Source organism: Streptococcus pseudopneumoniae IS7493, assembly GCF_000221985.1.
GTDB lineage: Bacteria > Bacillota > Bacilli > Lactobacillales > Streptococcaceae > Streptococcus > Streptococcus pseudopneumoniae.
In genome coordinates this window covers 766520-784068 of the sequence record NC_015875.1, presented here as the reverse complement: position 1 = coordinate 784068, position 17549 = coordinate 766520, and the positions used below count along the sequence as shown (strand labels likewise).

Genomic DNA, 17549 nt, shown 5'->3' with positions numbered 1-17549 from the left:
TTCTTATATGTCTAATACTTGTCTTAAATTCACGATACTGGTAAACAAGTGGGTATCAAGTCCTGCAGCTTGACCTGCTTCGATATCAATCGGTCGATCACCAATGACAAGACCTGAGCTAATCTGATACTTTTTTCTTAAATAAAGCACGGACTCGGGATTTGGCTTTCTCTTAAAGCCTGAGCTAGAAGTCACCACTTCTGTAAAATAAGCTGCTATAGAGGTTTTTTCTAAAATTTCCAAAACCTGATTATTTCGATGAGAGACCAAAAAATGACGGCCACCTTGATTTGAAATGTCTTCCAATAGGTCAAAAACTCCTTCAAATAAAATCGGGTGTTCAAGCTCTCTGGCTTCATTTTCCTTGTACTTTTCTAAAAAATTCTCTAAATTGGGAGCGAATGTCTCAATCGCCAAATCAGTAGAAACCTTTAAAGCTTGATAGACACTGTCATGGTCTTGTATAATGCCATACAGTGCCAATGTTTCAACAAATGCAGCTGTTGAAATTTCATAATTATCCAGTAAAGTTCCACCTAAATCCCAGATATAATCGTGATATTTCATACCCTTCATTATAGCATTTTTTTATGAAAAAAGCGATGATTTCCCTGATTTTTCCACATAAAAAACGAGAGAATAACTCCCGTTTTACTGATTTTTACCAAAGACATCTCGATAGAGCATTCCTGTTCGTAAAGTCTCTGCGTCTCCTCCTAGTTGCTCTACCAACTCGTAGGCAAAGGCAAGGGCTGTCGAGGGACCTCGACTGGTTGTCAAGTGACCATCTACCACTACTGTTTCCTTGACGTAGTGACCATCAAGGATTTGCTCTTGAACACCATCATAACAAGTGTACTGCTTGTTTTTCAATAGCCCTGCTTGGTTGAGGGCAATTGGTGCCGCACAAATGGCTGCTAGTTTCTTCCCTTCTTGCTCGAATCTTTGCAACTCTTGAATCAAGGCCTGATTATCGCGCAAATGTGCAGAACCAGGCATACCGCCAGGAAGAACAATCATGTCATAGTCTGATAAATCTCCATCAAAGACATGATTTGCTCTTACTTGGATTGCATGCGAACCCGTTACTTGCTTTTCAAAACCAACCATATCACAAGTAATATTTGAACGACGCAAGACATCTACAACTGTCAAAGCTTCAATTTCTTCAAAGCCCTGAGCTAACATAACTGCTACTTTTACCATGATTTTCTCCTTATTTGATTTGTTTTAATACAACCTTTTTCCGCTTGAATCGGACTTTTCCACTCTTTTCTTCAGCTAGATTAGTCTGGTAACTCATCGATAAAAGCAAGCCAACACCAATTAAATTACTGATAATAGCTGATCCCCCTTGCGAAATGAAAGGCAGTGGAATCCCGGTCAAAGGAAGCAAGCCCGTTACAGCACCGATATTTTCAAAAATGTGGAAGAGCAACATCATAATCAAACCAGTGGAAATATAGGTGTAGAACTGGTTATTTGATTTGAGAGTAATCTTCAACATACGGTAAATCAACATGAGGTAAAGGACAATAACCAGGACAGAGCCAATAAAGCCAAAATCTTCTGCAATGACCGTGAAAATCATATCTGACTCACGAACTGGAATAAGCAGATTTGAAGTATTAAAACCTTGGCCGAATAAGCCACCACTCCCAATGGCAATCTGCCCTTGAGCCTGCTGATAAGTCGTTGTTTGGGCAAACTCAAAGGGATTGAGCCAAGCCAAAATCCGATTGATTTGGTAGGTCGGCATTCCAATCTGGTGAAGAAAAGCTCGTCCATCCTTGCTAAGAAAGATAACTAAGAAACCAGCAACTCCTGTTACAGCAGTCACAAATACTGGAATAATAATTTTCCAAGAAACCCCTGATAATAAAACGATTCCTGAGAAAATGGCTACAAAAACCAAAGCCGTCCCCAAGTCACTTTGAAGTGCCAAAAGAACTAGGACTGGAATGGTAAAGAGAATCATCCAGAAAATCAACAAGAAGTCCAGCGGAACTGTGCGTTTCCATTCCTTATGTTTTTTGGTAAACTGGACAATCACACGAGCCAACATGAGGATATAGGATATCTTCATAAATTCTGACGGCTGGAACAAGGTAACACCATTTACCGATACCCAGTTTTTGGCACCTGTTGATGCAACTAAGCTTGGATTATAAAAGACGATCGGTAAGACCATAAGTCCCAAGCCTAAAATATATAGAAAGGGGGTCACTTTCCAAAGAAATTCTGTATTAAAGAGCATGACCACAAAACCAATCACAAGCCCCAAGGCAATCCATGCGACCTGCTGCCCTAAAATGGGCAAAATATTATTTGGATAATCATGACTAACAGCTATATAGATAGCCACCACGCCAATAACCAGTAGAAAAAATACTGGCAATAGCAAACTATAATCGACTCTGGAGTCGAGAGAACGTTTCATATACACTAACCTTATACTTTCATACAATACTATTTATCAAAGTTCATTAAAAAATCTATCAATAGCCTCATCAACTTCGGATCGAGAGATGGTTTTAACAGTCGCTTCTTTTGCTAGAGATGCTACTATTTGTTTGCCATATCGCTTTCCGACAATTCTCCTATCCAAAATAAGAGTTAAGGAACGTTGGTGTTCGCGTCTCATACTTCTTCCCAAAGCCTGTTTTAAACGAATAATGGCCATTGGCAATTGATAATCATAAAAGGCATTTTTCCCTTCTTGAATTAGTTCCTGATTGATCTTTTTCGTCAAGGGCTCTTGGGGATTTTGGAAAGGAAGTCTTGGTACAACTTGAATCACAAAAGGATGACTTGAAAAATCAACTCCCTCCCAGAAACTTGCTGCACCAAGCAAGATTTGTTGTTCTCCTTTTTCAAAGCGCTTCTTTAGCTGATGAACATCTCCATTTTTATACTGGGCCAGATGGCTTACAGGAAGTATGTCTGAAACTGCTAGAAGCATATCTTTAGCGGTAAAGAGAACCAAAATCGGTTGCTGGAAAGCTTGAATTTCCACTAGTAAATCAGCTACCTCTTTGGCATAGACTTCTAAGGAAGTTTCTGTCACCAGAGGGAAATCTTTGACCAAGACCACTTCTTGGTCCTGTTTTCTACGAGCTTCAATCTTGACAAATTTGGCTTCAGGATAGCCTAAAAGGTCGGCCAAAGAAACTCTCTGACTAATCTCAAGAGTAGCCGATACTCCCAAGACTTGACAACTCTCAGGTATTAAAGAGGACAGAAGAATACGGCCAGATTTTGTAGAAGAAATTTGAATTTTCTTTTGACTCGTTTCAATTGCTTCAAGCCAGTAATCTCGGTCAGCTGTAAAATAGCGAACCAGTTCCTCAAAACCTTCTACTTCTAATTCTAAAAAATACTGATGGAGATTGGCTAGAGAATCTAAGATATTTTTCCTAGATTTACCAGACTGAAATTGTTCTATCAAGTAGAAGCACTCAAAGCGAATACTTTCTAGTATTCGTTGCTGGACCTTATTTTGCTCCTCCAGTAAGGCCTTATCAACTAAATCAATAATATACTGGATATCGTAGGTCTCTTGAAGCAGATTTTCTAAAGCCAACAAAACTTTTTGAACTTCATCGATAATCAGTAAACGGTCACTGACAAATTCAGGATTATCTTCAAGTCTGGTTACAAGATAGGCATGATTGGTCACTAAAAGCTTGCAGGTTTGTGCTCTTTCTTGACTACGTTTCCAAAAATCTTCCGTCACAAATAAGCTTTGAGATGATAAATTCCCGTCATGACGAAGATCTGTTAGAAAATGTTGGTAACGGTAGAGTTGACCAATTTCATCCAAATCTCCTGTCTCTGTCTCTGTCAGCCAGACCAAGACTTGCATTTTAAAGCGTCTAAATAAGCGATTTTCATCATTTTCCTGCAAGGAACGATAAAAGGCATCCAACTTCAAATAATTTTGAGGCCCCTTTAAACTATGAATATCTATATGGAACACTTCCTTGAGACGTTTACCTTCTTCTTCCATGATTTGATTTTGAAGAATCTTTGTCGGAACGCTAAGGACAATCTGATGCTCTTTGGCTTGAGATAAAGCGGGTAAGAGATAGCCATAAGTTTTCCCAATCCCAGTCGGCGCTTGAATTAATGATACAGGCTCATCTTTCAATAGCAAGCCAACCTCTTTAGCAAAATTTTCTTGCTCCTCCCTCACTTCAAGATTCAACAGAGAAATATTTTTAGAAAAATCTTGAGATAGTTTTCGTGACTCCATGGGATCTGCAGTTTTCTTGAAATACAGTCCTTGAACTTGGACCAAATCTGAAGAACTCAGAATAGATTGGCTGCGATAAATTTCTTCAATAACCAGGTAGGACTCATATAGGAGGGCGTCAGCCATTTCCAGCAAGCGTTCCAAGAGTCCTTTAGGAAGTTGTGCCATCTTTTCTCGTAAAAAAAGAAGTAATTCCGCTGTAGCTTGGGCATCTGAAAGGGCTGTGTGAGCGTGTTTTAGAGGAATTCCTAATTCCCGGCACAAAATAGGCAAGCTATATTTTTCCAGTTCAGGGAAAAAGACCTGGGACAATTCGACCGTATCAACACGAGGATTTCTTAGCTCATAACCTTCAAAAAATAAATTTTCCGCCAAAAGATTGGCATCAAACTGAACATTGTGGGCTACAAAAATCCCATCCTCCACCAAGTCAAAGATTTTTCTAGCAACTTGCGAAAAATCAGGTGCTTGCGCCAGACGTTGGTCTGTCAATCCTGTCAGTTCTTTGATATGAGCATCCAAGGGTTCATGTGGATTGATATCCGTCGTATAGTGATCGACGATTTTTCCGTCCTCAATCACGACAATTCCCACTTGAATAATTTTAGCCTTACTACCTGTGCTAGTTGCCTCTAAATCCACCACAACATAGCGATTACCAATCGTTTTCATTATAAAAAATTATACCAAAAAAAGGGCTATTTGGCACCTGCAAACATAGGATAATTTTCAAACTCAAAAAGGTTACTTGCCTGAAAAATCCCATCAAATAGAGCATCCTAGCCTGCTGATTTTTTTAAAATAGTGAAGAAATACAAAAAATTGAGAGAAGAAATTTTAAATCTTCCTTCTCTCAACGAATCATTTACTTTATTTAACCATGTCAGGATCGTAGTCATAAAATCCTGTATCAAGGAAACGGTTTTTAGGGTGAAGTTTACGCACTTCTTCATCCAGCAAGAAGGCTTGGTCATGGCTAAAGTTACCCTCTTGGATCAAGCTACGAGCTTGGATAAAGAGTTTTACAATCTCAACAAAGTTCTGACCAGGAGTGTAGAGCCCTTCTAGCTTCCAGTGAGTAAAACCATGCTCTACCAATTCTGTTAATTTGATCATCAAATCAAGGTCATTGTTGGCAAAGATGTGGGTCCTATGATTGTCTTCAAAAATGGAATAGTGACTCTCAGGATCACTTGGCTCAGACAAGAAAAAGTCACGCTTGCGAGTCTTTTCATCATCGATATGTGTAAAGTTATAGTAATTTTGCAAGAGCGGACGTTTAGAATGATGGATGACACTGGCACCGTAAACCAAAACTTCAGCAGGAATTTCCAAAATCTCTGGCATTTTGAAGAGTTCAGCCGATGGAATTTCACGCGCCAAAACAGCTTCAGATGCGCCAGCCTTTTGTCCCCAGAAGTTAATCTGACGACTGCTTGTCACCATAGTTGAAGCATCGTAGATAGTCTTAAAGGAGTAACCATCGCGGTTGACTACGTAAAAGACACCTGCATCCCCAATCGTAATGTAGTCTGTCTTAATTTCTTCCAAGAAATCAAGGAAAGGCTTGATACGGTCCATCATATCTTGGTGCATGAGAGCATTGACCGCAACGATCAATTCCTTACCAGCATCATGAACCAACTTAGCGATTTCACGTAATTGGTCATAACTAAAGGTCGTTGGCAGACGAAGGCCAAAATCTTTCTCACCGACATAGATACGGTCTACGCCAGCTTCGAGTAGTTGTTCGACTTGTTCAATACTTTCAGCAGTTGCTGTAATGACAATCTTTTCCATAAGAAAAATTATACCACATTTCTCCAAAATCAGCCATGCTTTGAAAATGAAAAGGGACTTTATTCTTTTTGTAACCTTTCTGTAATAATTCTCTGCTGAAAAAATGATAAAATAGGTATGTACTGTTAAGGAGAGAATCATGCCCGCAAGAAAATTACAATCCTATGAGGTAGACTATCAAGAAGAATTAAACCAACAACTTCCTCATTATCAAGCTTATACACCTGAAGCACAAGCTGATAGCAATCTCAAAGAAATTTTATTTTTTGTTAATATCGCTGTTTTTTGTATCTGTATTGCTATCTTTAGTTTTATCTTTTTAGCATTAAAATTATCAACTGCTCTTGCCTTTGCCTCAGCAATCGGATCCAGCTTACTTGTTTTAAAAGTTCAACGGTCTATTATCAAACGAAAACGTAGAAAATAAATCCAAAAGAGTCTGGGACAAAAGGATTTTGATTTTAGGAATTCTTTATTATAAGTTTTTAAAATCGATAGATTAGACAAAAAAGCGAACAAAACAGAATTCTGAGTGTCAGATAACTTGTTTTGTTCGCTTTTTATATTTAAGGTTAGACTTTTGCCCCAGACTCTTTTTATTTTTTCTTTTTCGATGGTGTGTGGATAGCAATCTTCACTTCAAAGATTGTTCCCTTGGGTTTATTATCTTTAACAGTAATGGTTCCTTTAAGCGCATCTACAATTTGCTTGGCCAGAGATAATCCTAAACCGAAACCACCTTTTTGACGAGTTCTAGCCTTGTCCACTCGATAAAAACGATCAAAAATTTTCTTTTTATCTTCTGTCGAAATACCGACTCCATTATCAGAAACCAGTAAATACAGATTACGATCGGTCGCCGAGATAAGAAAATCAATTTCACCATCCTCTTCAGTATACTTGACAGCATTATCAAATAGGATAGTCATCAACTGCTTCAAGAGAAGCTGGTCTGTGACAATCGGACGATGGATACGATTTTCAAAACGGAAGACACGATCATTTTCCGAAGCAATCATCTCATAGTTTGTGAAAGTCGTATTGAAAAAACTAGTTGGAACTTCTGCAAGCTCCGGCTTAATCCCATCATCTCTCCGAGCTAAGTTCAGCAAGTTTGTCGTCAAAAAACGCATATTTCGGACTTCTTCCAAACTCGATGCAATACTTTCGCTCACATCCATAATGGTAGCTTCTGGCTTACGGAAAAGGGTCTCTAAGCGATTTTGCAAAACTGCAAGTGGAGTCCGTAACTCATGACTGGCATTTTCCACAAAGGACTGCTGCTTCTGCATGCTCTCAAGCAGGGGTCGAACACTAACCCGAGCTAGATAAAGACTTGCAAGCAAAGACAAAATCCAGAAACTTACCATCACAACGACAATCAATTGCTCATGCTTTTGACTGGCCTGCTCCAACTGACTGGTATTTATCAAGACAGCAGCATACTTGATATTGGTTGAAACCGAACTGATATTGGTTTCCATCAAAATCATGCGATAGATTTCTTCCTGCCCATAGCTATTAAAAACCTGAATCTGGTAGATATGGCCTAGTTCTTTTTTCTCTAACCTAATCTTATCCAAGCCCAAAAATCGATTTCCAGAAAGAAGTTGAGTAAAGTCCTTATCAAAGAGAATGACTTCCGTATTGGAACTGACATTAGGTTTTATTTCTACTTTACTAGCGTCCGCCCTAGCATTTTCTAAATCTTTAATCTCTTCTGTTGCCCTATTCACTGCCAGTTGAATAACTGCTTGAGGATTTTCACTTAGTACGTGGAGCTTATCATCCACTGAAGTATAGAGACTCGAGTGCATGACCTGTAAAATAATCAGAGTCATGGTAGAGAAAATCAGAGTGAAGACACCAAAGTTGCGGATAAAATAACTAAAATCATCCGCATACCATGTTTTTTTTAGTTTACTGAACATCTTTTAAAATATACCCAACACTGCGCAAGGTTTGCAAATTATCTGCAAAAGTGGTTCCTTTTAATTTCTTACGGACTTTTGAAACATAAACTTCGACAACTGAAATCGTTGTGTCACTATCAAATCCCCATAGACGATCAAAAATCTGCGTCTTAGGCAAAATAACATTTTGATTTTGAAGGAAATAAACTAGTAAATCGAACTCTTTCCCCAGCAATTCGACTGGAGTATCTTCAACCTTAACGGTATTTGTTGATAAATTGATGAGAATATCTCCATAAGATAGCGTATTTTCATTAAACTTGCCTGAACGTTTGAGAAGGGCCTGAATCCGCATTTTGAGTTCTTCTAGGTAGAAAGGCTTGGTCAGATAATCATCCGCTCCCAGTTCAAATCCATGTCCCTTGTCATCCAAACTTTCCTTGGCGGTCATGATCAGAACTGGTGTCGTAATTCCCTTTTCACGCAATTCTTTTAAGACTTGGAAACCATTTTTTTCTGGCAACATCAAATCGAGCAAAATCAAGTCATAGACACCACTTTCAGCTTCGTAGAGACCTTCTTCACCATCAAATACCTGCATAACATCCGCAAAATCGTCTAAAAAGTCAAATACTGAATTTGACAGACCTAGGTCATCCTCAACCAATAAGATTTTTATCATGAGAAACTCCTCCTTATTAAAACCATTATACCAAATTTGCCTTAAAAAAAACTCAACTCTCTGCATTTTACATGAGATAGCTGAGTTTTCTTTTTATTTTAGGCTTATTTATGCATTTCCGTATTGAAGAACAACTGCTTCGACTGCAGCTTTTTCACGGTTAATCAAGTCAACACGCGCTGCAATTTCCTTGATTCCCATGCCGATGTTACGGCTAAGAGCAAGGTCAGAAAGTTGTGGCTCAAAGAATTCCTTGTACTCTGCCAAGCGTTGCTGAGTCTTAAATACATGAGCAGGAAGGATAACAAAGCTATCAAAGCTCATATCTCCACCAAGGGCTGCCTTAATCCAAGCCCAGTTTTCACGCGCCCAAGACCAAGCTGTTTTCTGAGTTGCTTGATGAGCTAGGAATTGGTAATACCAAGCAGACAAGTCCTGTGGTTTGACCACAAATTTGTCCTTCCAAGCAGCAATCAAGTTTTGGATATTATCCGCATCTGTACTGTATGCAAGAGCTGCTGCCAACTGGCGTTTAAAGACAGCATCTGTTGCGTGAGTATAAGTATCAAGATAAAGTGCTAACAAGTCTTTAGTCTCATGATGTTTCATCTCATTAATCAGAACTTGTGAGCGAATAGCTGCTGGGAGTCCTGCAAGATTCTCCTTGTGTGTTGCGAAGATTTGGCTAGCGACTTGACTAGCTTCTGCATCATTTGAGCGAATCATCATCGAAACAGCCAGCTGACGAACCAATTCATCCTCATCTGATTCTCCGTCTTTAGCTTCAAAACCAAGACGGTCATAGTTATGACGAGCCAATTTAGCAACCAGTCCTTTGAAGGCTGTTTCAGCATCCGTTCCTTCATCAATAAAGCGCTCAAGGGCTGAAATCACTTGAGAAACAGCTGAAACGACAAGGTAAGATTCTTCCTTAGCAAGTTTATCAAGAACTGGAAGCAAGTCTGCATAAGAAATGTGCCCTGCCTCAGCCAACAAACGACGTTCTTGAACAATTTGCAGTTTGCTTGTGTTATCAAGTGTCTCTAGCTCAGCAAGAACAGCTTCTAACAAGTCTCCTTGATAGTCGGTAATATAGTGGGCAGTATTTTCAGTGTTGAGACGAAGAGCTCCTTCATTTTCAGCAAGAAGAGCTGCGTAGCCAGGGATTTCGATACTTTCAGTTTCGAGTGTATCAGGCAAGCCTTTCCAGTTGCTATTGAGTGGCACCACCCAGAGACGGTTCTTGTCTTCGTTCTCACCGATGAAGAATTGTTTTTGTGAAATCTTCAAGACATCATTTTCAACTTTGACAGTAAGAACTGGGTAACCAGGCTGTTCCAACCAAGAATCCATGAAAGCTGCGACATCACGGCCAGATGCTTGACCAAGAGCATCCCAAAGGTCACGACCGATTGTATTGCTGTATTGATGTTTTTCAAAGTAGGCATGCAAACCTTTGGCAAAATCGGCATCACCTAGCCAACGACGAAGCATGTGCATGAGACGGCTTCCTTTGGCATAGACGATAGCGCCATCAAAGAGGGTATTGATTTCATCTGGGTGTTTGACTTCGACGTGAACAGACTGTACGCCATCAGTTGCGTCACGTTCAAGAGCGTGAGGCACTCCACCTGTTTGGAAATCTTCAAAGATATTCCAACTTGGCTCAATGGCATCCACACAGACGTACTCCATCATATTAGCAAAGCTTTCATTGAGCCAAAGGTCATCCCACCATTTCATAGTAACGAGGTTCCCAAACCATTGGTGAGCCAATTCATGGGCCACAACAAGGGCAACTTGTTGACGGCTGGCAAATGTTGAGTTCTCATCCACAACCAAGTAAACTTCACGGTAGGTCACAAGACCCCAGTTTTCCATAGCTCCAGCTGAGAAGTCAGGAAGGGCGATATGGAGAGATTGAGGGATTGGATACTTGACTCCGTAGTAATCTTCGTAAAACTCGATAGAGCGAACGGCAATGTCCAAAGAGAAATCAAGGTTAGAAAGTGGATGTGCTTTGGTAGAGTATACACCAACGAGGGTACCATTCTTAGTTTTAGTGGTCACCCCTTGCAAATCACCAGCAACAAAGGCCAACAAGTAAGAAGACATGCGAGGTGTTGTCTCAAACTTCCAGATACCTGTTTCCTTACGGTTTTCAACATCGATTTCTGGCATGTTTGACAAGGCCAATTCACCTTCTGCTTGGTCAAAGCGAAGAGAGAGGTCAAAAGTTGCTTTGGCTTCAGGCTCATCCACACATGGGAAAGCTTCGCGCGCAAAATGGCTCTCGAACTGAGTAGACAAGACCTCCTTCTTGACTCCATCAACTGTATAATAAGAAGGGTAAATCCCTGTCATGTTGTCTGTAATTTTACCAGAAAAGGCAAGAACCAATTCAACTTGACCAGCCTCAGCCAATTCGATATGAAGGGCTTCATTGTCATGGTCAACTGTAAATGGACGAGCTTGACCTGCAACTTCTACAGAGGTGATTTCCAAATCTTTTTGGTGGAGGGAGATGCGGTCACTCTGTGCTTGACCAGTGATGGTCACTTTCCCAGAAAAAGTCTTGGTCTCACGACTCAAATCTAAAAATAAATCATAATATTCAGGAACAAATTGCTTAATAAAATGTTCAACTGCTTGCATAGTTTTCTCCTATTCTAAGTTTAAGAGCTGCTGCTCTTCTTCAAACAAACTTATTATATCATATTTTGCTTGAGAAAAAAGGATTGGACAGCGATTTCCAAAACTTTCTTCCTTCTAATAGTCTACAGTGGGTAGACCTTGCGAAATTCTTCTAAAACAACCTTGCTTTCAGGTGTAAAAGTCAATCCTGCTTCACCCAAGCAGTCTCTGAAAAAATCCTCATGAACCTGGCGCCAATAGACAAGTATCTTGTTTCCCTCACCTTCCTTATAGGCATGGTCAGCTGACACTCGATTGAAGGGTTTAACAGAAACCTTTGTAATTTCGACAATGCAGACAGCCTGATTTTGACTATCTAAAATGACATCGAAGGTCCCTACTTGGGGAAGTGGTTCGTCTTCTAGTACATAGAGGTCATAGGCTGATGCTGTTGCTGTCTTTTCTCCTTTTAAAACCAAATCTGCTAAAAGGTCTGGTTCCACTCCAAAAGACCAAGCATCGATTTCATCTCCGATAGAAGGATTGATTTGTTTGTATTTATTCCACATTTCTTGCGGTGTCATGGGTGCTCCTTTGTAATTTTTTACTTTCTTCTTTTACACGTTCGAGGTGGTCTGGATGGTCAATCTCTAAATTAAAAATCGCTGGAATAGAACTATAGTGGATAATGCACTCAATCCCCATCTGATTCATTTTTTGTATGGAAGAAGTATTCAGATAACCTGCCACAGCAAAGTCAATATTTTTAATTCTTGCTTTATCCTGCATATCTCTTAGCATATCTAACATTATTGGACTTTCCATATCATGCCATTGACTGTTTCTCATAGTCGCAAAAACAAAGGAAGTCAAATCATTCATTCCAACTACAATCTTTGAAATGCCCGTTTCCAGTATACTAGATAAGTCAAAATACGCTGACGGTAATTCAATCATCGTTCCGACTTTCCCAGTAAAGCCATACTGACGCAATACTGTAATAGCTTGTTTTAATTGGTCGGCATCATTGACAAAAGGAAAGATAACAGATAGATTGGGGTTGGTTTGATAAACTTCTGTAACGACATGTGCTTCAGCCTGAAATTCATCCAAACACGCCAGTAAACGCCTGGTTCCTCTATAGCCAAACAAGGGATGCCCTTCGTCAAAAAACTCTTTAGTCCCCACTAAACAATTGGCTTCTGTATTCGTTAATTCAGTAAAACGATACCAAACTTCTTCATCTGAGTACAGGGAGCAGATAGTCTCTAGATAATCTTTTACAAATTGCTGACAACTTGCTAATATGATGTTTTGATTAAGCTCTCTCAACAAATATTCCCCACGAATCATGCCGACGTGGTGAAATAGTTGAGGATAAATTTTTTCAAGAATTTTTTCGCCACTAAGGGCAAGTTGATTTCTCATAGCCATTCACCTCGTCTTAAAAGATACAATATCATATATAATTATATCAAAATTTCCTCTAGTTCAAAAGCTTCATAAGGTTCAGATAACTCATATCCTAAAAATTCTGCTACTTTTTTGGAAGCCTCATTATGAGCATCCCAAAGTGGAAACATATCTCTATTTAAACTATCTAGAATCATTGCAGCACCAAGCTTTTTAGCAAATCCATTTCCTTGTTCGTTTGGTCTAGTTGCAACTTCCACTTCAACTGCTTCACGGTAAACTAACCCTGAGGAAATTCCAGCAATCAGTTCATTATTTTTAAGAATCACAAAGCCAAATCCACCTTTTAAAACAAAATCCTGATAGGACTCAAAATCCCCCTGTAAATCCTGTGACCATTCTTCCGTAGAAAAGCAGTTATAAATATGATTATCAATAGGCACAATATTGTAACCTTCCTCTAAATGAGTAACTAGATTATTTAAAAATTCAACTTGAAAATTTGCCTTATCTTTAAAAGAATAGCGAGTAAAAGAATTTAGCCCCACTTTTCGATGCAGAAAATCTTGCCAATTAGTATTTTCTGAAATAATAATCTTATAATCTAAACCATATTTTCTAACAAAATCTTCCCAAAATCTGGAATCCAACTCCCCTGCTAGGTATAGAAAATTCCCAACATCATAAAAGCTTGTTGTCCTATCATTGTTTCGGTAGACAGTTCCAATTTGAGATTTAAGACCATAGAGAACCATATTTTTCTTCCATGTTTTAAATAGTTCCATTATCCTCCTACTTCACCTTCCAATTCATGTAAGAAGTCTTGTCCAGTTCTGGAAGTCCTAATAATTCAGACTTAACCTTCAAGACTAATGGCGATACATTTTCTTCTGTAATCTCTTGAATATCCATCCAAATATATCCAAGTGAATCATTCGCACCATCAGACACAGCTTCCGAAGTCGTAACTTGAGGTGCACTCTCATTCATTTCTACATCATACAAGGCCATGACATGGTGAACCATAAAATTTGTTAACTCTTCTCTGACGAAAACATCGTAGATTCGAGGATTAGAGTAGCTTCTAACAGTAAATCCCGTCTCTTCCATAACTTCTCTAGTCAGCGTTTCCGTCAGTCCTTCACCAAGTTGCTGACTGCCTCCAGGTAGATCATACCGATTTTGATAAGGGCCTCTCGTTTTTTCAATGCAGAGTAACTTCCCATTTTCTAAGCAAACAGCGTAGACTCCAAAGTGTCTTTTGACTTCCATCAGATCCTCCTACTTCAAAGACCAGCCGCCATCTATTGTCAAGATTTGTCCTTGCATGGCGCTTGCTTTTCCACTAGCTAAGCAAAGGCTAAGCTCTGCTATTTCCTCTGGTTCAATCCAGCGCTTGATTGGTGTTTCACTAGCCACCCAGTCAGCTAAGCCTCCTGGCTCAAAATCCGCAGCGGTCATAGCCGTCTTGACTGCTCCTGGAGCGATACCAAAGACCTGAATCCCAGCTTCTGCATAATCTAGAGCCAACTGCTTGGTAAATCCAGCCAAGGCATGCTTAGATGAAGTATAGGCGTGACCACCTCCACCTGCTAGGCTAGAAGCAATGGAGCACATATTGATAATGATTCCTTTTTTATTCTCTAGCATTTGTGTCAAATAATACCGAGTCAACTCTACTGGAGTAACGTAGTTGATTTCAAAAATCTCCTGAATTTCCTGCACTGATTGTTCCAACAGTGGTTTGTAATCATCCAAAACTCCAGCAGTATTGCACAAAACCTCAACCTGAGGACACCAGTCAAAAATAGGTTCCAAGTCCAAGGTCAAATCTCTCTGTAAAAAGTGAAAATCACCCTCTAAGAGTAGATTTTCACCTTGGTCAACTCCATAAACTTGATAGCCCTTCTCTAAAAAGAGTCGAGCCTGAGCCAGACCAATCCCTGAACTTACTCCCGTAATCAATACGCGTCTAGTCATGTACTTCTACCCAATCCGTCGCCAAAACATCACAAGGTGTCGGACTCCACATGGAAAAACCTTCTCCTTCGCCAGAAACGTTGATTAGGAAGTAGGGCGTCACTTCAAGTGCAACCCCATTTTGCTCGATAGTGTCAAAAAGTTGGACATAGTTTTCAGCACCTCCCCAACCAGTTCGTACATATTTTTTCTTAGCCTTTAACCCAGGCAGGATTTCTTCAAAAGTCATGTTATTCTCCTTTAAAATCAATAATTCTTCCCTTCATTATAACAAAAAAACCGCTTTGCAACGGCTTTTTGACTGTGATTTATTTACATCTGCTTCTACTTACGGCAAATTATTCCCTGCTGCAAGATAAATTTCATACCATTCTTTTCTTGTTAAGCTAAAGTTTGCCGCTTGGCTAACTTCTCTCAAGTGATTAGGATTTGTGGTACCTACGACTGCCTGCATTTTTGCTGGATAACGCAATATCCAAGAAATGGCAATAGTTGAAGGGGTTACTCCATATTTAATAGCTAAACGATCAAGTACTTGATTTAAAGCTTGAAATTTCTCATTTCCAACAAAATTCCCTTTAAAATACCCGAATTGTAAGACAGACCAGGCTTGAATGACCACATCGTGTAATTGGCAATATTCAAAAATGCTGCCATCTCGCATAGCTGCTTGACTATCTTCCATATTAACATGAAAACCTGATTCAAATCCTGGAGTAAAAGCCGCACTCAATTGCAGCTGATTAACAGCTAACGGCTGCTTGACATCTTTTTTAAGTAACTCCATCATCATAGGATTTTGATTAGAAACTCCAAAATCTCGAACCTTACCTTGTTTATAAAGGAGATCAAAGGCTTCTGCTACTTGGTCAGATTCCATCAAAGCATCTGGTCGATGAAGAAGCAAGCTATCTAGATGATCAATCTTCAATCTTTGCAAAATACCGTCAACTGATTTTATAATATAGTCCTTAGAAAAATCAAAATAGGTAAATTCTTCAATGCGAATGCCACATTTGGACTGAATCCACATCTTTTCTCTTAAATCTGGACGATTTTTTAGGACAAGACCTAGCAGTTCTTCACAACGACCACGACCATAAATATCAGCCAAGTCGAAAGCATTGATTCCAACAGAAAGTGCTGTTTCTACAAGCTCTTCAACTTCTTTTACAGACTTATCTTCTATTCTCATCATTCCGAGAACAATTTCTGATAATTCTTTGTCATCTTGACCAAGAGTTATGTATCTCATCAAATTTTTCTCCTTTAATTCTACATTCTTCATTTAATTATAACAAAAAACCGCTTTGCAACGGCTTTTTGACTATATTTCACTCCATTTTATCTTCTTAAACCCACGGAACAAGACAAAGATTCCAATAAAGAGGACAGCTAAAGGAATAATCTTTGTGAGGAAAACATTTGAAATGCCCATCCACTCATAATAACGGAGCAGAGAACCCACCACAAGATGGGCAACAATCATACTGACAAAGGGACGAAAGACCGCTTCTTTCCAATTCCAAATACTGATGACTAGAGAAAGCGTAAAGACAAGGAAACTGTCCCAGGGAGCAGGAAGATAAAAGGCTCCTTCTTGTACAAAACTTCCTATTCCTACATATCCCAGAACAACTAGCAGAACAAGAATCCCAACGACAATATAGGTGCCAATTTTCATTTTAGAAGAATCTTGGACTAAGCTCCAACGTAAGATTGTAGCCACAAGCCCAAAGCCAACTAGAAAAAGAAGAAGTTGCCCTAAAAACGTGAGCAAATTGACTGTTAAGAGAGGACCTTTAGAAAAATCGCCTAGTAGTTGATAGTAATGTAATACCGCCAGGACAAGAATTGGTGTTAAAAAGGACTCTTTGACCGAACTACGTGGTGCTTCCTTGAGCATCTCTTTCATTAATTTTTTAGGATTCTTACCTAAATAATCCTCTGCACTCATGCCATCTCGTTCTGCTTCTGAAAAATCTAACATCATCAAATAAATCTGCTCTCTGAGATAGTCTTCATCATAGAGAAATCCAGCAAGATTAAAACTTTCCCACAACTCCTCAAAATACTGCTGATTGTCCTCAGAAAACTCATGCAACAAATTGTTTGTTTCTTCATAATACTTCATTTTCTTCATGGTTTAACCCCCATTCTTAATCCCTTCTACTTTTTGACTCAAATCGTCCCATTGTTGCCAAAAGACCGAGACACGCTCTTCTCCTTCTTTGGTTAACGAAAAATACTTCCGATCTGGACCATCTGGCGACGGGCGCATGTCGCCTCTTATCCATTGATTTTTTTCTAACTTTTGCAACAAAGGATAAATAGTTCCTGGAACGATAGTATCAAATTCAGCCTCTCGCAAAGTCTGAACCAACTCATAACCATACCGCTCTTTTTGACCAATCATATCCAAGACACAACCTTCAAGAACACCTTTTAACAGTTGAGTTTCTTTCATCCCTTCTCCCTTCTAATCTATTTTGTAATACCTACTAGTAGCTTCAGCTATAGTATACCACTTCCACACTAGTTTGTAAAGCATAATAGTTAATACTCTTCGAAAATCTCTTCAAACCACGTCAGCGTCGCCTTAGGGTATATATGTGACTGACTTCGTCAGTCTTATCTACAACCTCAAAACAGTGTTTTGAGCTGACTTCGTCAGTTCTATCTATAACCTCAAAGCAGTGTTTTGAGCTGACTTCGTCAGTTCTATCTATAACCTCAAAGCAGTGTTTTGAGCTGACTTCGTCAGTTCTATCTACAACCTCAAAACAGTGTTTTGAGCAACCTGCGGCTAGTTTCCTAGTTTGCTCTTTGATTTTCATTGAGTATAAATAAAAAAACAGAACTAGCCTGAACT

19 protein-coding genes are annotated in these 17549 nt (G+C 39.3%); 1 reads left to right on the top strand and 18 read right to left on the bottom strand.

Annotation, left to right across the window (positions count from 1 at the left end):
* Positions 1–3: 3 nt before the first annotated feature.
* The 5 genes from SPPN_RS04065 to SPPN_RS04045 form a co-directional block, all read right to left on the bottom strand.
* Complete coding sequence (locus SPPN_RS04065) at positions 4–567, bottom strand: HAD family hydrolase (RefSeq protein ID WP_014017229.1); 564 nt, start codon at positions 565–567, stop codon at positions 4–6.
* Between the two features lie 84 nt (positions 568–651).
* Positions 652–1206, bottom strand: a complete 555-nt coding sequence (locus SPPN_RS04060; protein WP_000241411.1) for a DJ-1 family glyoxalase III — start codon at positions 1204–1206, stop codon at positions 652–654.
* Positions 1207–1216: 10 nt separating this feature from the next.
* Positions 1217–2440 carry an FtsW/RodA/SpoVE family cell cycle protein gene (locus SPPN_RS04055; RefSeq protein WP_000830665.1) on the bottom strand — a complete coding sequence of 408 codons (1224 nt, stop codon included), beginning with the start codon at positions 2438–2440 and terminating at the stop codon, positions 1217–1219.
* 36 nt (positions 2441–2476) lie between these two features.
* Positions 2477–4927 carry a bifunctional DnaQ family exonuclease/ATP-dependent helicase gene (locus SPPN_RS04050; RefSeq protein WP_000848728.1) on the bottom strand — a complete coding sequence of 817 codons (2451 nt, stop codon included), beginning with the start codon at positions 4925–4927 and terminating at the stop codon, positions 2477–2479.
* A 198-nt stretch (positions 4928–5125) separates the two neighbouring features.
* Complete coding sequence (locus tag SPPN_RS04045) at positions 5126–6055, bottom strand: peptidase U32 family protein (RefSeq protein ID WP_014017228.1); 930 nt, start codon at positions 6053–6055, stop codon at positions 5126–5128.
* Positions 6056–6194: 139 nt separating this feature from the next.
* Between SPPN_RS04045 and SPPN_RS04040 the strand changes: the two genes are divergently transcribed.
* Positions 6195–6482, top strand: a complete 288-nt coding sequence (locus SPPN_RS04040; RefSeq protein ID WP_001111517.1) for a DUF3270 domain-containing protein — start codon at positions 6195–6197, stop codon at positions 6480–6482.
* Positions 6483–6651: 169 nt separating this feature from the next.
* Here SPPN_RS04040 and ciaH read toward each other — a convergent pair whose 3' ends face one another.
* The 13 genes from ciaH to SPPN_RS13825 form a co-directional block, all read right to left on the bottom strand.
* Positions 6652–7986, bottom strand: coding sequence for a two-component system sensor histidine kinase CiaH (ciaH, locus tag SPPN_RS04035; RefSeq protein ID WP_000491804.1), 1335 nt, complete (start codon positions 7984–7986; stop codon positions 6652–6654).
* Positions 7976–8650 carry a two-component system response regulator CiaR gene (ciaR, locus tag SPPN_RS04030; RefSeq protein ID WP_000590626.1) on the bottom strand — a complete coding sequence of 225 codons (675 nt, stop codon included), beginning with the start codon at positions 8648–8650 and terminating at the stop codon, positions 7976–7978. The genes ciaH and ciaR overlap by 11 nt, the downstream gene beginning before the upstream one ends.
* A 108-nt stretch (positions 8651–8758) precedes the next feature.
* Entirely contained in the window at positions 8759–11305 is a 2547-nt protein-coding gene (locus SPPN_RS04025) for a M1 family metallopeptidase (RefSeq protein ID WP_001149128.1), read from the bottom strand.
* A gap of 122 nt (positions 11306–11427) precedes the next feature.
* Positions 11428–11868 carry an ASCH domain-containing protein gene (locus SPPN_RS04020; RefSeq protein WP_000188832.1) on the bottom strand — a complete coding sequence of 147 codons (441 nt, stop codon included), beginning with the start codon at positions 11866–11868 and terminating at the stop codon, positions 11428–11430.
* Positions 11843–12712, bottom strand: a complete 870-nt coding sequence (locus SPPN_RS04015; RefSeq protein WP_001245827.1) for a putative PEP-binding protein — start codon at positions 12710–12712, stop codon at positions 11843–11845. The genes SPPN_RS04020 and SPPN_RS04015 overlap by 26 nt, the downstream gene beginning before the upstream one ends.
* A gap of 41 nt (positions 12713–12753) precedes the next feature.
* The gene (locus SPPN_RS04010; protein WP_000418690.1) at positions 12754–13482 is read right to left on the bottom strand and encodes a GNAT family N-acetyltransferase; all 729 of its coding nucleotides are present in this window, start codon (positions 13480–13482) and stop codon (positions 12754–12756) included.
* A gap of 7 nt (positions 13483–13489) precedes the next feature.
* Complete coding sequence (locus SPPN_RS04005) at positions 13490–13969, bottom strand: NUDIX hydrolase (RefSeq protein WP_000453250.1); 480 nt, start codon at positions 13967–13969, stop codon at positions 13490–13492.
* 9 nt (positions 13970–13978) lie between these two features.
* Positions 13979–14677, bottom strand: coding sequence for a 3-oxoacyl-ACP reductase (locus tag SPPN_RS04000; RefSeq protein WP_000198454.1), 699 nt, complete (start codon positions 14675–14677; stop codon positions 13979–13981).
* A complete protein-coding gene (locus SPPN_RS03995; protein ID WP_000141913.1) occupies positions 14670–14906 on the bottom strand; it encodes a DUF2829 domain-containing protein in 237 nt (78 codons plus the stop codon). The genes SPPN_RS04000 and SPPN_RS03995 overlap by 8 nt, the downstream gene beginning before the upstream one ends.
* A gap of 99 nt (positions 14907–15005) precedes the next feature.
* A complete protein-coding gene (locus tag SPPN_RS03990; RefSeq protein WP_001269443.1) occupies positions 15006–15932 on the bottom strand; it encodes an aldo/keto reductase in 927 nt (308 codons plus the stop codon).
* Positions 15933–16004: 72 nt separating this feature from the next.
* Positions 16005–16820 carry a hypothetical protein gene (locus SPPN_RS03985; protein WP_000738385.1) on the bottom strand — a complete coding sequence of 272 codons (816 nt, stop codon included), beginning with the start codon at positions 16818–16820 and terminating at the stop codon, positions 16005–16007.
* Between the two features lie 3 nt (positions 16821–16823).
* Positions 16824–17144 carry a PadR family transcriptional regulator gene (locus SPPN_RS03980; RefSeq protein ID WP_000665417.1) on the bottom strand — a complete coding sequence of 107 codons (321 nt, stop codon included), beginning with the start codon at positions 17142–17144 and terminating at the stop codon, positions 16824–16826.
* A gap of 121 nt (positions 17145–17265) precedes the next feature.
* Positions 17266–17514, bottom strand: a complete 249-nt coding sequence (locus SPPN_RS13825) for a hypothetical protein (protein ID WP_080564660.1) — start codon at positions 17512–17514, stop codon at positions 17266–17268.
* Positions 17515–17549: the final 35 nt, after the last annotated feature.